Source organism: Micromonospora taraxaci, from assembly GCF_007830095.1.
Lineage (GTDB): Bacteria > Actinomycetota > Actinomycetes > Mycobacteriales > Micromonosporaceae > Micromonospora > Micromonospora taraxaci.
In genome coordinates this window covers 780,701-795,229 of sequence record NZ_VIWZ01000001.1, presented here as the reverse complement: position 1 = coordinate 795,229, position 14,529 = coordinate 780,701, and the positions used below count along the sequence as shown (strand labels likewise).

Annotated in this window: 13 protein-coding genes; 6 read left to right on the top strand and 7 right to left on the bottom strand. The window is 72.4% G+C overall.

The genetic code is table 11. The features are described 5' to 3' along the window. Window position 1 precedes the first annotated feature (1 nt). Window positions 2–1,237 (bottom strand): FUSC family protein, encoded by a 1,236-nt coding sequence (locus FHU34_RS03755; protein ID WP_145778708.1) that lies wholly within the window; start codon window positions 1,235–1,237, stop codon window positions 2–4. Between the two features lie 106 nt (window positions 1,238–1,343). Between FHU34_RS03755 and FHU34_RS03750 the strand changes: the two genes are divergently transcribed. Continuing rightward, the gene (locus tag FHU34_RS03750) at window positions 1,344–2,000 is read left to right on the top strand and encodes an HD domain-containing protein (protein ID WP_244311541.1); all 657 of its coding nucleotides are present in this window, start codon (window positions 1,344–1,346) and stop codon (window positions 1,998–2,000) included. On the opposite strand, the gene FHU34_RS03745 is transcribed toward FHU34_RS03750, so the two are convergent. Further along, a complete protein-coding gene (locus FHU34_RS03745; protein ID WP_145778706.1) occupies window positions 1,972–2,256 on the bottom strand; it encodes a DUF4031 domain-containing protein in 285 nt (94 codons plus the stop codon). The genes FHU34_RS03750 and FHU34_RS03745 overlap by 29 nt on opposite strands. Before the next feature lie 68 nt (window positions 2,257–2,324). Between FHU34_RS03745 and FHU34_RS03740 the strand changes: the two genes are divergently transcribed. Further along, the gene (locus FHU34_RS03740; RefSeq protein WP_145778705.1) at window positions 2,325–3,725 is read left to right on the top strand and encodes an FAD-binding oxidoreductase; all 1,401 of its coding nucleotides are present in this window, start codon (window positions 2,325–2,327) and stop codon (window positions 3,723–3,725) included. Between the two features lie 10 nt (window positions 3,726–3,735). On the opposite strand, the gene FHU34_RS03735 is transcribed toward FHU34_RS03740, so the two are convergent. Beyond that, window positions 3,736–4,272 (bottom strand): hypothetical protein, encoded by a 537-nt coding sequence (locus FHU34_RS03735; RefSeq protein ID WP_145778704.1) that lies wholly within the window; start codon window positions 4,270–4,272, stop codon window positions 3,736–3,738. An 88-nt stretch (window positions 4,273–4,360) separates the two neighbouring features. Beyond that, window positions 4,361–6,193, bottom strand: a complete 1,833-nt coding sequence (locus FHU34_RS03730; RefSeq protein WP_145778703.1) for a glycerol-3-phosphate dehydrogenase/oxidase — start codon at window positions 6,191–6,193, stop codon at window positions 4,361–4,363. Window positions 6,194–6,368: 175 nt separating this feature from the next. On the opposite strand from FHU34_RS03730, the gene FHU34_RS03725 reads away from it, so the two are divergent. The 3 genes from FHU34_RS03725 (at window position 6,369) to FHU34_RS03715 (ending at window position 10,198) form a co-directional block, all read left to right on the top strand. Further along, window positions 6,369–8,921, top strand: coding sequence for a S8 family serine peptidase (locus tag FHU34_RS03725; RefSeq protein ID WP_145778702.1), 2,553 nt, complete (start codon window positions 6,369–6,371; stop codon window positions 8,919–8,921). A 16-nt stretch (window positions 8,922–8,937) separates the two neighbouring features. After that, complete coding sequence (locus FHU34_RS03720; RefSeq protein WP_145778701.1) at window positions 8,938–9,870, top strand: GNAT family N-acetyltransferase; 933 nt, start codon at window positions 8,938–8,940, stop codon at window positions 9,868–9,870. A 79-nt stretch (window positions 9,871–9,949) separates the two neighbouring features. Next, a complete protein-coding gene (locus tag FHU34_RS03715; protein ID WP_145778700.1) occupies window positions 9,950–10,198 on the top strand; it encodes a hypothetical protein in 249 nt (82 codons plus the stop codon). Between the two features lie 58 nt (window positions 10,199–10,256). On the opposite strand, the gene groL is transcribed toward FHU34_RS03715, so the two are convergent. The 3 genes from groL to FHU34_RS03700 form a co-directional block, all read right to left on the bottom strand. After that, entirely contained in the window at window positions 10,257–11,879 is a 1,623-nt protein-coding gene (groL, locus tag FHU34_RS03710) for a chaperonin GroEL (protein ID WP_145778699.1), read from the bottom strand. Window positions 11,880–12,151: 272 nt separating this feature from the next. Continuing rightward, complete coding sequence (locus FHU34_RS03705) at window positions 12,152–13,339, bottom strand: hypothetical protein (protein ID WP_145778698.1); 1,188 nt, start codon at window positions 13,337–13,339, stop codon at window positions 12,152–12,154. Window positions 13,340–13,434: 95 nt separating this feature from the next. After that, entirely contained in the window at window positions 13,435–13,638 is a 204-nt protein-coding gene (locus tag FHU34_RS03700; protein ID WP_088991357.1) for a cold-shock protein, read from the bottom strand. Window positions 13,639–13,947: 309 nt separating this feature from the next. Between FHU34_RS03700 and FHU34_RS03695 the strand changes: the two genes are divergently transcribed. Next, window positions 13,948–14,481: a GNAT family N-acetyltransferase gene (locus FHU34_RS03695; protein WP_145778697.1), complete on the top strand. Its 534-nt coding sequence runs from the start codon at window positions 13,948–13,950 to the stop codon at window positions 14,479–14,481. Window positions 14,482–14,529: the final 48 nt, after the last annotated feature.

Sequence of the window (14,529 nt, the reverse complement as noted above, 5' to 3'; positions counted from 1 at the left end):
CTCAGCCGACGGGTGGGGCGGTGGGCGGTTTCGGCGTCTCGTCGGGTTTGGCCGGCTCGGCGACCGGCCGCTCCTGCTCACCGAAGGCGGTGCGGATCCACCGGTTCGCCTCCTCCTGCTCGATCCCGGAGGCCACCAGCAGGTCGCTCGCTGTGGTGCGGATCTGGGCGACCACCACGCTGCCGGAGAAGCCGACGCCGGCCCCGTACGCCCGGCCGGCCTCGCTGACCGCCCGCAGGGACCGCTCCCGGGCCTTCTCCGGCTCCTCCCCGGCAGCGAACTCGTGCTTGAGCAGCCGGACCGACTCGGCGAGGTGACCGACCGCGTCCGGCATCGATTCGGGCACCGGCTCCTCGTCCTCGATGAGGGTCACCGATCGGCGGATCAGGGTGCCGCTGTTGCGCATCGCCCGGTCGATCGGGTCGGCCGCCTCCGCGTAGTGGGTCAGTTCATCGCGGCGGTGCCAGCGGGCCGGGGAGAGGGTGGCGGTCTCCTTCGCGCCCTCGATCGCCTCGCCCAACGTGGCCAACTCCTCCTTGTTGTCGCGCAGCCGCTCCAGTGCGCCCTGGATGGTGGCCCGATCCCGACTGCGCAGCCCGTCGGCGGTGGCGTCGAGTTGGGTGGCGAGCAGGTCCAGGGCGGGTCGGGCGGCGCGGTTGATCACTCGAAGCGGGTTCAGCGGTAGCAGCACCGCCGTGACCAGCAGCGCGATCCCACCGCCGAGGAACGCGTCGACGAAGCGGGGGATCTCCAGGTTCTGGGTCGACGGGCTCAGTGTCACGATCAGCACCGCCGTGGCCGCCGCCTGGATGACGATGGCCACGCTCGCCCCGGCGAAAATGGTGAGCAGGATCGCGACAGTGACCACCAGGCCGAGTTGCCAGGCCCCGGTGCCGAGCAGGTAGATCAAGAGGTCGCCGACGGCCACCCCGACCCCCACCCCGACGATCAACTCGATGGTCCGGCGGAACCGCTGGCCCACCGACGCGGCGAGGGTGCCGACGGCAGAGATCGGCGCGAAGACCGGTTGCGGGTTGCCGAGCACCTTGTGCGAGATCAGGTACGCGAGCCCGGCAGCCAGCCCGGCCTGCACGGCGAGCCCGCCGGCCATCCTCACCCGGTGCAGACGGTCGTGCAGGGTGGCCCGGCTGCGATGGCGCAGTTGCTCGGTCGCCTCGGCGATCCGGGCACCGTCGATGTCCACCAGCCCGTCACGCAGCGCGGTACGTCGCACCATCGGCTGTCGCTTGTCCCGGGCCACGGCCATGGGCGCGACTACCCGTGGTGGGCGCGCTGAATCCTCCCTTCCCGCGCCTGGCGGGCGGATGCGGCAGACTCGGGCGGTGGTTGATCTGCTGCATCGGTGGCGAATCGCGGTCCGGGGTGTCGGCGCGGGCCCGGACGCGACGTCGGCGAGGGCTGGGGAGCAGTTGCTCGACCGGTGGCGGGAGCGGCACCGGCACTATCACACAGTGGCCCACCTGACGGCGGTGCTCGACGTGGTGGACGAGCACGCCGACCTCGCCGGCCAGGTCGACCTGGTGCGGCTGGCGGCCTGGTTCCACGACGCCGTCTACGACCCGCGAGCCGCCGGTCACGACAACGAGCACGACAGTGCCGCGGTGGCCGACGAGGTGCTCACCGGGCTCGGGGTGCCGGCGTCCTCCGTCGCCGAGGTTCGCCGGCTGGTGCTGCTCACCGCCGGGCACACTGTGACACCGGGCGACCGGGACGGCGCGCTGCTCTGCGACGCGGACCTCGCCGTGCTGGCCGCGCCGGCGGCCACGTACGAGCGGTACGCGGCGGCGATCCGACGGGAGTACGCCCACGTGCCGGAGCCGGCCTTCCGGGCCGGGCGGGCGGCGGTGTTGACCGGCCTGCTGGCGCTGCCCGCGCTGTTCAAGCTGCCGTCGCTGGCCAGCCGGTGGGAGGAGCCCGCCCGGGACAACGTGCGCCGCGAGCTGGCCGCGCTCAGCGAGGAGTCGGAGGGCGCGGACTGACCAGGTGCTTCGGGCGACGCAGTCCGGCCGTGCGGAGCAGCCGGACCAGTTCCCGGCTCGGCACCACCTGGGCGCCGAGCCACACCGCCGCCGCGAACCGGTCGGCCGGAATGTCGTAGTGGTCCCGGTCGAAGCCGCGCCGGGGCGCGCCGAGCGTCTCGGCGAAGGCGTGCAGCTCGGCGTACGAGACGTCGCTGATCAGATGCGACCAGAGCCGACCGCGCCACGGCCAGGCAGGCCGGTCCAGGTAGAGCATGATGCCCAAGCTATCCCGTGCAGTCGATCATGTTGATGATCGCGGGCCGGCGACCTAGCCTCGGCTGCATGGCCCCCACCGATCTCCTCGACGACCTGCGCGACGCGCTCGGCGACGACGCCGTGCTCACCGACCCGGACCTGCTGCGGATGCACCAGCGGGACGAGGCCGACCTGTGCGCCGCCGGCACCCCGCTCGTGGTGACCCGCCCGCGCAGCACCGAACAGGTGGTCGCCGTGGTGCGGGCGGCGGCGCGACACGGCGTACCGGTGGTGCCGCAGGGCGCGCGGACCGGGCTGGCCGGCGCGGCCAACGCTGTGGACGGCGCGGTGGTCATCAGCACCGTCGCGATGGACGAGATCCGGGAGATCGACCCGGTGAGCCGGATCGCTGTGGTCCAACCCGGAGTGGTCAACGCGGCGCTCGCCGGGGCGGTCGCCAAGCAGGGGCTCTGGTACCCGCCGGACCCCGGTTCCTGGGAGTCGTCGACGATCGGCGGCAACGTGGCCACCAACGCCGGTGGCATGTGCTGCGTGAAGTACGGCGTGACCACCGAGTACGTCCTCGGCCTGGAGGTGGTGCTCGCCTCCGGTGAGGTGCTGCGCACCGGCCGGCGTACGGCCAAGGGGGTGGCCGGTTACGACCTGACCCGGCTCTTCGTCGGCTCGGAGGGAACCCTTGGCGTGATCACCGAAGTGACCGTGGCGCTGCGACCCGCACCGGCCGACTCGCTGACCCTGGTGGCGGTCTTCCCGTCCACCGCGGCAGCCGGCGCCGCGGTGGCCGAGATCGCGGCTCGTGGCCTCACCCCGAGCCTGTTGGAGCTGCTCGACCAGACCCACCTACGGGCGATCGAGGCTTTCCAGCCGATGGGGTTGCGCACCGACGCGCAGGCGCTGCTGCTGGCCGCGGCGGACACCGGCCCCCGGGCCGCCGACGACCTGGCCGGCCTGGCCGCTGTGTGCGAATCGGCTGGCGCCGACGAGGTCTACGCGGCCACCGACGCGGTGGAGGCGGCGGCGCTCCTGCAGGCCCGTCGGCTGGCGCACCCGGCGATGGAGAAGTTCGCCGCCGACGCGTACCCGGGCGGCAACGGCGGTCTGGTGATCGACGACGTGGCGGTGCCACGTGGCTCGCTCGCGGCGCTGCTGGACGGGGTGGCCCGGATCGCGGCGGAGTGCGAGGTGCCGATCGGCGTGGTGGGGCATGCCGGGGACGGCAACATGCACCCGAACATCGTGGTCGACCGGGCCGACCCGGCGAGCGTGGAGCGGGGCCGGCGGGCGTTCGACGAGATCATGCGGCTCGGCCTCGACCTGGGCGGCACGTGCACCGGCGAGCACGGGGTGGGGCTGCTCAAGCGGGACTGGCTGGCCCGGGAGATCGGGCCGGTCGGCGTCCGGGTGCACCAGGCGATCAAGTCGGCGCTCGACCCGGCCGGTCTGCTCAACCCGGGCAAGGTGCTCTGAGCGGCTGCGGTCAGCCCTTGACCTCAGCCGGGGTCGCCTGGGTGAGCAGCAGCAGGATCTCGCCGGCGACAGGTGTGCGCTCCTCACCCGGGCAGTCCTGCGAGGTGATCAGCCCGGCCGAGGTGATGAGGCTGGACGTCAGCGCGTCGATGCAGGTGGTCCGGTAGCGCCGGGCCTGGTCGGTCTCGTCGGCCAGCGCCGGGTTGGCGAGCAGCACCTGGAGCCGTTCGGTCAACTCCGGGGCGAGGGTGCCCCGGGAGGTCACCCCGTCGCCGGCGCAGTCGAGGCACTGCCACGCGCCGTTGCGCTCGACGCTCAGGGTGCGCAGTGGGCCGTCCTCGCCGAGCCGTTGGACCAGGGTGACCTGACCGGCAGCGACGGTGGCGGGTATCTCCAGTTGCGACCCACCTCCCGCCACGGCTGCGGTCGGTTGCGCGACGGTTTTACCCGGCTCGCCGCCGTCGAACAGCGAGCACCCGGTCAGGGCGCCGGCGAGCGCGACGGCGAGGAGGGGTGGGAGCAGACGGGGGCGCGCGCGGGGTAGCACGCGCGGAAACCTACCCCACCGTAGGTAGCGTTCGAAACCACCATCCGGGTCGGTATCGATGGTTACCCATTGGTAACGTCGCAATTCGTCATCGAGCGGACGATCGCAGCTCCGCCTGGTCGTCGTCGCCACCCCGGTCGGCCGCGTAACCACGAACGTCCGGAGCACCGAGCCGGGCCGCGTCCGCCGCCGCGTCGTCCGGCATCAGCTGAGACTGCCGCTCCGCCTCCACCCGGGCGCGGTAGTGCTCCACCTCGCGGGCCCGGGTCGCCGCGTCCCAACCCAGCACCGCGCCCATCAACTCGGCGGCGTGCTCCGCCGACTCCAACCCCCGATGACTGGTCTCGAACGAGATCCGCGTCCGTCGGGTCAGCACGTCCTCCAGGTGCAGCGCGCCCTCGGCCCGCGCCGCGTACGCGACCTCGGCCGCCAGATACTCCGGAGCACCCGCCAGCGGAGACGCGAGCAGCGGATCGGCGTCGACAAGCGTCAGCAGGTCCAGGGCGAGGCTGCCGTACCGCTCCAGCAGATGCTCCACCACACCCACCGGTACGCCGTGCCGGCGAGCCAGGTCGGCCCGGTCCCGCCACATCGCCGGATATCCGTCGGCGCCCAGCAGCGGCAGGTCGGCGGTACGCGACGGGCGGGTCCCACCGAGCCTGCGGGCCGCACGGTCGACCACGTCGGAGGCCATCACCCGGTACGTCGTGTACTTGCCACCGGCGACCAGCAGCAACCCGAGCATCGGCTCGAAGACCGCGTGCTCGCGGGAGAGCTTCGAGGTCGAGTCGGCCTCGCCGGCCAGCAGCGGCCGCAGCCCCGCGTAGACGCCCTCGATGTCGGCGGTGGTCAACGGCCGGTCCAGCACGGTGTTGACCTGTTCGAGGAGGTAGTCGATGTCGCTCGCGGAGGCCGCCGGGTGGGACCGGTCCAGCCGCCAGTCGGTGTCCGTGGTGCCGATGATCCAGTGCCCGCCCCACGGGATGACGAAGAGCACCGACTTCGCCGTACGCAGGATGAGCCCGGTCTCACCGGTGATCGCCGAGCGGGGCACCACCAGGTGCACCCCCTTGGACGCGCGTACCCGGATGCCGGGCCGCAGGCCCACGTCGTTCAGCATCCGGGACATGTCGTCGCTCCACACACCCGTGGCGGCGATGACGGTACGGGCGTGCACCTCGAACTCCGCGTCCGGTGAGCCCGCCGGCGCCTCCAGGTCGCGTACGCGGACACCTGTCACCTCACGCGCCTGCCGGATCAGCCCGACGGCACGGGCGCTGCTCACCACTGTCGCGCCGAGGCTGGCGGCGGTGCGGGCCAGGGTGACCACCAGGCGGGCGTCGTCGACCTGCCCGTCGTAGTAGCGGATCGCCCCGGCCAGCGCGTCGGCCCGCAGACTCGGGAAGATCCGGCGGGCGCCCTCCCGGGTCAGGTGCCGGTGCAGCGGCATCCCCCGGCCACCGCCGAAGAGCCCGGCGAAGGCGTCGTAGGTGGCCACGCCCGCGCCGTAGTACGAGCGGCGGAAGATCCGGGCGGGCAGGTCGCGCAGGCCCCGCCCGGCCGGCAGCGGCACCAGGAACGGCACCGGACGGACCAGGTGCGGCGCGAGCCGGGTGGCGAGCAGGCCGCGCTCGGTGAGCGCCTCGTGCACCAGGTGGAACTCCAACTGCTCCAGGTAGCGCAGGCCGCCGTGGATGAGTTTGCTGGACCGGCTGGAGGTGCCGGCGGCGAGGTCGCGCGCCTCGACGAGGGCCACCTTGAGGCCCCGGGACGCCGCGTCCAGGGCCGCGCCGGCACCTGTCACCCCGCCCCCGATGACCAGCACGTCGAAGCGCTCGGCGCGCAGTCGGCGCAGGTCGGACACGCGGCGGACCGGCGACAGCTGGCCGGCGACGGATCGGGAGACATTCGGATCACGCACCCGTCCACGGTAACCCCGTGCCCGCCTGTCGACATTCGTCGCCCGCCCGTGCCGTGCTCGCCTGTACCCCGCTCGGACCGGCGTAGCCGCCCCTCCTGCCTTGATCAGGGCCTCCATCCGACCGCGACGCGATGTCCGGGTCTGAACCGTTCGACATTGGTCGTAAGGTTCTCGGATGCACGGTGAGCCTGCGCACCACGACCTCAACGATCGCGGTTCCCCCTGGCCGGTGGTCGCGGCCGTGCTGGTCGGCTGCTGGACGGTCGCGGTCACCGTGGCCATCCAGTCCGGCGGCTGGGTCACCGATCAGGTGCTGCTCGGGTTCGGACGGGACCGGGTCGGCTGGCTCTGGCCGGTGCTCGGCCTGGCCGCTGTCGTGCTGGTGGGCACGCCCGCCCTGCTGCTCGCCGTCGTGCCCCGGTCGACAACGGTCCGGGCCACCGGGCGGGTCTGGTTCGTCGGGGCCGTCGCGCTCGCGGTGCTCACCGCGCTGCGGGTCGTGCCGCCGGTGCACCACGAGGCGTACCTCGCCGCGCTGGCCGCCATAGCCACGCTCACCGCACTTGTCGTGCGCCGGTCAGCCCGCCGGCAGGCGTACCCGGGAGCAGCCGCAGCGGTCAGTGGCGCGGCACCCACCGAGAACAGCGACACCGCGCGGATCGAAGCCGACGACGCCGCACCGACCGAAGCCGGCGACGCCGCACGGACCGGGGCAGAGCCGGCCGGACGTGCACACCGGCCGGGGGCGGTGCCGCTGCTCGCGGTCGCCGCCGGGTTGGCGATGCTGCTGCCGTGGGCCTGGCTGGGCGCGCTCGGCGGGCTCCTGGAGACGATGCTCGCGCTGCTGGCGTCCGCCGCGCTCGGATTGTTGGCCGCGACCCTGCTGGACGCCACGTTCTGGTCCCGGTTCGCGGTCGGCCGGCCACCCCGGCCGGGCCGGCTGGTGCTGGTCGGAGGCCTGGTCGCCGGGGTTGCGCTGCTGCTGCTCGCGGCCGGCACCGGCCAGTCCGGCGCGCAGTTGCCCGCGCTGTGGACCCTGCCGCCGGTGGGCTTCGCACTGGCCGCCCTGTGGGCTGCGGCCTGGCGGCCCACCGTCGACCCGGCCGACGCCGCACGCGCCGGCCGGACGGCGACCGGTTGGCTCGTGGGCCTGACCGCGCTCGGCCCGCTCGCCTTCACCGACCCGGAAGAGATCAGCCTGCTGCTGATCGGCACCCGGGACGTTCCGTTCTGGGTGGCGGCTGCGACCGGCGCCGGGCTCGCCGTCGCCGTCCTGGTCGCCATCGGGTACGCGGTGCTGCTCGCCCGGCCGTCGGCGCGTACCCCGAACCGTCGGCTCGCCGCGGTGACCGCCATGGTGCTGTTGGTGGCGTTCGGCGTGGTCGACCTCGGCCCCGGCCAACCCGGCCTCTACGGCGAGCGGCTGCTGGTGGTGCTGCGCGCGCAGGCGGACCTGACCGGTCTGCCGACCGGCGCGGCGGGTCGGGCCGGTCGGGACGCCCGGGCGACGGAGGTCTACCGGCGGCTGGTGGCGACCGCCGAGCAGAGCCAGGCCGACCTGCTCCGGGAGCTGAACCGACTCCGACTCGACCCGGTGTCGTACTACCTCGTGAACGCCGTCGAGGTGGACGGCGGCCCGGCGGTGCGCGCGTGGCTCGCCCGCCGGCCGGAGGTGGACCGGGTGCTGATCAGCCAACGCCTCCGCCCGCTGCCGGCCCCGGCCGGGCAGAGCCGGGGCACCGCGCCCAAGCCCACCGGTCCGGAGTGGAACATCAGCCAGATCGGTGCCGACAAGGTCTGGTCCCAGCTCGGGGTGACCGGATCGGGCATCGTGGTCGGCAGCTCGGACTCGGGGGTGGACGGCACCCACCCGGCGCTGCGAGCGCAGTTCCGCGGTGGCGACGACTCCTGGTACGACCCGTGGGACGGCACCCGCAGCCCCACCGACCAGGGCGGACACGGCACCCACACGGTCGGCAGCGCGGTCGGGCGGGACGGCATCGGGGTGGCCCCGGACGCGCAGTGGGTGGGCTGCGTCAACCTGGACCGCAACCTCGGCAGCCCCGGGCACTACCTGGACTGCCTCCAGTTCATGCTGGCCCCGTTCCCGACCGGTGGTGACCCGTTCACGGACGGCCGCCCGGAGCGCGCACCGCAGGTGTTGACCAATTCGTGGGGCTGCCCGTCCATCGAGGGGTGCGACCGGCGTGTGCTGCGGCCGGCCACCGCAGCGCTGGATGCCGCCGGGATCTTCGTGGTCGCCGCGGCCGGCAACACCGGCCCGTGGTGCGCGTCGATCGACGACCCGCCGGCCCCGTTCCCCGACGTGCTGACCGTGGGCGCTGTGGACTCGCAGGGACGGGTCGCCGAGTTCTCCTCGCGGGGGCCGGTTCCGGGCGTGGGTAAGCCGGACGTGCTGGCGCCGGGTGTGGCTGTGGTGTCGGCCATGCCGGGTGGCACGTACGCGGCGCTGGACGGCACTTCGATGGCGACCCCGCAGGTGGCGGGGGTGGTCGCACTGATGTGGTCGGCGAACCCCGCGCTGGTCGGCGACCTGACCCGGACCCGGCAGATCCTGCGGGACACCGCCACGGCGGCCACCCCGACGTACCGCTCCCGCAACCCGTCCGACGACTGCGGCACTCCGTCGAACGTCACCGGCGCCGGCCAGGTCGACGCGTACGCCGCTGTCAGCGCTGCCGCGGGGGTGCGACCCGGTACCCGGTGATCTAGGGTCGGCGACCATGGACGCCGAGATCACCGTCACCGAGCTGAGCGCCGACCTGGTCCCCGCCGTGGTGCGGCTCTGCGAGCAGGCTCTGGACCTGCCCGAGGACGCCGCCGAGGCGGCACCCATCGTGGACGTGCTCTGGCCTCGGGCCGCCGGCGACCGGCGGGTGGTGGGGCTGGGCGCGTACCGGGACGCGGACCTGGTCGGGGTGTTGATCTGCTCGGAGTCGTCGACCGAGCCGGGCATCGGGCACGTCGACCTGGTCGCGGTTCTCCCGCAGCAGCGCCGTCGAGGTGTCGGCCGTTCGCTGCTGCGCCGGGCCGAGCAGGTGCTCGCCGAGCGCGGCGTGACCGAGGTGCTGTTGGCCGGGAACCCGCCGTACTACGCGTGGCCGGGCATCGACGTCCGCTACACGCCGGCGGTGTGCGCCGCCCTGGCGCTGGGCTACCAGCAGGACCGGACCGCCTGGAACATGACCGCCGACCTGTCGTACGACGGGTCGCCGGCACTGCGGTCCACGGAGGCGGCCGAGCGTCGGCTGGCCGACCAGGGCGTGACCGTACGCCGGGCGGAGCCGAGGGACCTGCCGGCGCTCACCGCGTTCGCCCGGGCCACCTTCGGCGGCACGTGGGACGGCGAGTTGAGCGGGTCGGTGGGTCGTGACGGCGCTGGCTGCCACCTGGCGGAGCGGGGCGGCGAGGTGCTCGGCTTCGCCGCGTACGGGTCGTCGCGGCCGAGCTGGTTCGGGCCGATGGGCACCGCGCCGGCAGCCGAGGGCTCGGGCATCGGTGGGGTGCTGCTGCGGCGCTGCCTCCGGGATCAGCAGGCAGCCGGGCTGGACCGGGCGCAGATCGGCTGGGTGGGGCCGGTGCCGTTCTACTCGGGCAGCGCGGGCGCCTGGATCGAGCGGGTCTTCTTCCTGTACCGACGGACGTTGACGGAATAAACACGTCAAACGGGACATGGATCCATTCGCCCGCATCGGGCCATCGATGCCCCCTACCGTTTCGGTAGAGGAGGCAGCCATGACCACGGATGACGACCAGACCGAGGACGGCCCGCCGATCACCTGGAAACCGGTCGGCGAGCTCCCCGGCCAACTGCCGTTCGACCGGCTCGACTACGGCGATGCCGAGCAACTCGCCGAGATGACCACCGACGGGGAGCCGCCGGTGGTCGAGGAGCCGCGCGAGATGGTGGACGCCCCGATCCAACTGCTTCCGCCGTACGACCGGGCGCAGAAACGGCGCAACCAGCGCCCCCTACCGACCTGACGACGAACGGGGCGGACCGCGTCAGCGGCCCGCCCCGTTCGGTGTGTCGGAACTGGACTCAGAAGTCCATGTCCCCGCCACCCGGGCCAGCCGGGGCAGCCGGGGTCTTCTCCGGCTTGTCCGCGACAACGGCCTCGGTGGTGAGGAACAGCGCCGCGATGGAAGCGGCGTTCTGCAGCGCGGAGCGCGTCACCTTGGCCGGGTCGATGATGCCCGCGGCCAGCAGGTCGACGTACTCGCCGTTGGCGGCGTTGAGGCCGTGACCCGACTCGAGGTTACGGACCTTCTCCACCACGACGCCGCCCTCGAGGCCGGCGTTGACGGCGATCTGCCGCAGCGGGGCGTCCAGCGCGACCTTGACGATGTTCGCACCGGTCGCCTCGTCGCCGACCAGGTCGAGCTTGTCGAAGGCGGTCTTGCCGGCCTGGACCAGCGCGACGCCACCACCCGGGACGATGCCCTCCTCGACGGCGGCCTTCGCGTTGCGAACGGCGTCCTCGATGCGGTGCTTGCGCTCCTTGAGCTCGACCTCGGTGGCCGCGCCGACCTTGATGACCGCAACGCCGCCGGCCAGCTTGGCCAGCCGCTCCTGCAGCTTCTCCCGGTCGTAGTCGGAGTCGCTCTTGTCGATCTCGGCCCGGATCTGGTTGACCCGACCCTGGATCTGCTCGGCGTCACCGGCACCGTCGACGATGGTGGTCTCGTCCTTGGTCACCACGACCTTGCGGGCGCGGCCCAGCATGTCGAGGCTGGCGGCGTCGAGCTTGAGGCCGACCTCCTCGCTGATGACCTGGCCACCGGCGAGGATGGCGATGTCGGTCAGCATGGCCTTGCGGCGGTCACCGAAGCCCGGCGCCTTGACGGCGACCGACTTGAAGGTGCCACGGACCTTGTTGACCACCAGGGTGGCGAGGGCCTCGCCCTCCAGGTCCTCGGCGATGATCAGCAGCGGCTTGCCCGACTGCATGACCTTCTCCAGGATCGGGAGCAGGTCCTTCACCGACGAGATCTTGCTGTTGGCGATCAGGATGTACGGGTCGTCGAAGACGGCCTCCATACGCTCCGGGTCGGTCATGAAGTAGGCCGAGATGTAGCCCTTGTCGAAGCGCATACCCTCGGTGAGCTCCAGCTCCAGCCCGAAGGTGTTGCTCTCCTCGACGGTGATGACGCCTTCCTTGCCGACCTTGTCCATCGCCTCGGCGATGATCTCGCCGACGGTGCTGTCGCCAGCGGAGATGGAGGCGGTGGAGGCGATCTGCTCCTTGGTCTCGACGTCCTTGGCGAGCTTGGACAGCTCCTCCGAGACGCTCGCGACCGCGGCCTCGATGCCCCGCTTCAGGGCCATCGGGTTGGCACCGGCGGCCACGTTGCGCAGGCCCTCGCGAACCAGGGCCTGGGCCAGGACGGTCGCCGTCGTCGTGCCGTCACCGGCAACGTCGTCGGTCTTCTTGGCGACCTCCTTGACCAGCTCAGCGCCGATCTTCTCGTACGGGTCCTCGAGCTCGATCTCCTTGGCGATGCTCACACCATCGTTGGTGATGGTGGGGGCACCCCACTTCTTCTCGAGCACGACGTTGCGGCCCTTGGGGCCGAGGGTCACCTTTACGGCGTCGGCGAGCTGGTTCATGCCCCGCTCGAGGCCGCGGCGCGCCTCTTCGTCGAACGCGATCATCTTGGCCATACGGCGTTGTCCTCCTGGACACTCACGGGCCACCCGAGATGTGTGCCTCGGATGGGCCGCCTGGTGTACGCACCTTGGGACGTCGCCACCTGGCGACGACGACGTCCTTCGGCCGGGCCGGATAGCCCGCGACGACCGGCCATGTGCCGCCCCGGCGTCTCCACGCCGGTGCAACCTGGCCCCACCGTCCCGACCATTGGCACTCACGGTATGCGAGTGCCAATGACTTGTTTAGCACTCTCCCCTGCCGAGTGCAAGCACGATGAGGCCGCTCAGCCGAGTTCGGCGGCCAGTCCGGCAGCGTTCACCGGCGCCTCATGGGCGCGCTGCTCGGTGTACGTCAGCAGCAGACCGATCATCTGGGCGAGGTGGGCCGGCAGGGCCAGGACCGCGGTGACTCCGATCACCACCACCGCACCGACCGCGGTGCCCGCCGAGGCGAAGGGATCCGTACCGAACGCGGCGGTGCCGAAGCCTTCGATGGCGCTGGCGACGAAGCTGACGACGATCACCGCGAGGGCCACCAGCGCCACCCGGCCGAGCAGCAGGCCGAGCCGGTCGTGGAACATCCGGAACGATCGGCCGATCGGGTTGTGGCGCTCGAAGAGGTAGACCGGGCCGGCCATGCTCAGCGCGAACGCCAGGTAGATGCCCGGGAGTACGCAGAAGCAGACTCCGATGCCGATGAGCAGACTGACCAGCAGGGTCCAGCCCCACAGTCCGAGCGCCCGACGAAGGCCGTAGCGGAGCGCGGAGTCGAGGCTGGCCGGCTGACCCACGGCCTGCCGGGTGATCACCCAACTACCGGCGGCCCACCCGATGGCCTGCACCAGGCCGATCACCAGACTCCCGCCGACCAGCACGGCCAAAAGACCCGCCAGTTCCGCGACGAAGTTGTCCGGCAGCGCGGCTGTCGAACTCGTCTCGACCTCGGCAGCCCACGTGGCCGACGGGTCCAACCCGAGAGAGATCACCGACAGCACCGCCGCGGGCAACACCTGGGTGAGCAGCATGATGGGCACCAACTGCCGCCAGCCCCGGCGCAGCGCCTCCCCGCACCTGGTGAACCAGCCGCCGATGCCGGCGCCGGGTGGGGTGACCAGGGGATCGTTCGGGTCGAAGCCGTAACCGGGCGGGTACCACCCGATCGGCGGCCCCGGATGCCACTGTTGCCCGCCGTAGGGACCCGCGCCGGGCGGGTAGCCCCCGGTGGGCGGAAACACCCAGCCCTGCGGCGGCGGACCCCAGGCGCCCTGCGCCGGATCCGCACCCGGCGGAGGACCGCCCGCACCCCAGGCACCCTGCGCGGGGTCCCACCCCGGTGGAGGACCGGCCGGCGGTACGCCTGGTTCCCCACCCGGCGGCGGACCGGCAGGGCCGGGTTGGCTCTGGGTCGGGTCGGACGGGCCCGGCTCACCCGGCCCGGACGGTGGGGTGGACGAGGGTGGCTGGTCGGTCATGAACGCTCCTCAGCATCGGCTGGAACGGTTCACGATCTTCCCGGTTGCGCGCCCGTGCCGCTGCCCCGACGCGCGGGGCTGTCGGTGCACGAAATTCAGCCGATGACGCGTACGTGTTCCGCCTGCGGACCCTTCTGGCCCTGCGCGATCTCGAACTCCACCCGCTGGCCGTCCTCCAACGCCTTGTAGCCGTCCATCTCGATCGCGGAGAAGTGGACGAACACGTCCTGACCGCCGTCGACGGCGATGAAGCCGTAACCCTTTTCGGCGTTGAACCACTTCACGGAACCCTGTGCCACGGTGCCACTTCCCTCACTCTGCGCGGCGTTGCCTGCCCGGCGCACGACACAGCCGGACGCCATCGGAGCACCGCTCAGCAATCGATGACGGCCATTGAAAGCGGTGACCGAAATCGCACGCTACACGAGGAGTGACAGCCGTGCACGACCACAAATCGGGCATATTTCAGTGCGGCTGGATCATGTCGGCGGACCGGTTTTCCGATCCACCGGGATCCAGGGTGGTGGATGGCGGTGAGGGCCCATGGGCTACCGGCGGCTGAGAGGCGCGGCCGGAAACCGGTTCCGCCCTGTGGTAGGCATGCGGACATGACCATCGACACCGGTTCGCCCGGCCTGCGGCAGGCGGAGATCCGCCGGGTTCGGCCGATGGATGCCGCCCGGATGCGGGCGCTGCGCCTGGAGATGCTCGCCGACGCGCCGTTGGCCTTCCTGGAGACGATCGCGGACGCGGCGGCCCGGTCCCACGCCGAGTACGCCGCGCGGGTCGCCTACACCTCCGCCGGCCCGAACAACGCGCAGTTCGTCGCGGACCCGGGCCGTGGGCGGCTGGTCGGGCACGCCGGCGGCACCATCGCTCCGACCGAGGCGGGGCTGACCGTGATCTACGCCGTGTACGTCACGCCGACCTGGCGGGGCAGCGGCCTGCTCGGCGAGCTGATCGACGGTGTGGCCGCCTGGTCGCGGTCCTGCGGCCGACCGGAGTTGCTGCTGGAGGTCGTGGTGGGCAACGACCGCGCCTACCGCGCCTACCAACGGCTCGGTTTCGAGGACACCGGCGTACGGGTCCCCCACCCGAACATCCCCGCGATGACGGAGCTGCAGATGCGCCGCCCAGCCTGACCCCCCCACCCTCCCCTCCCGCCAGCGACCGGTGATCAAGAGGTTTGC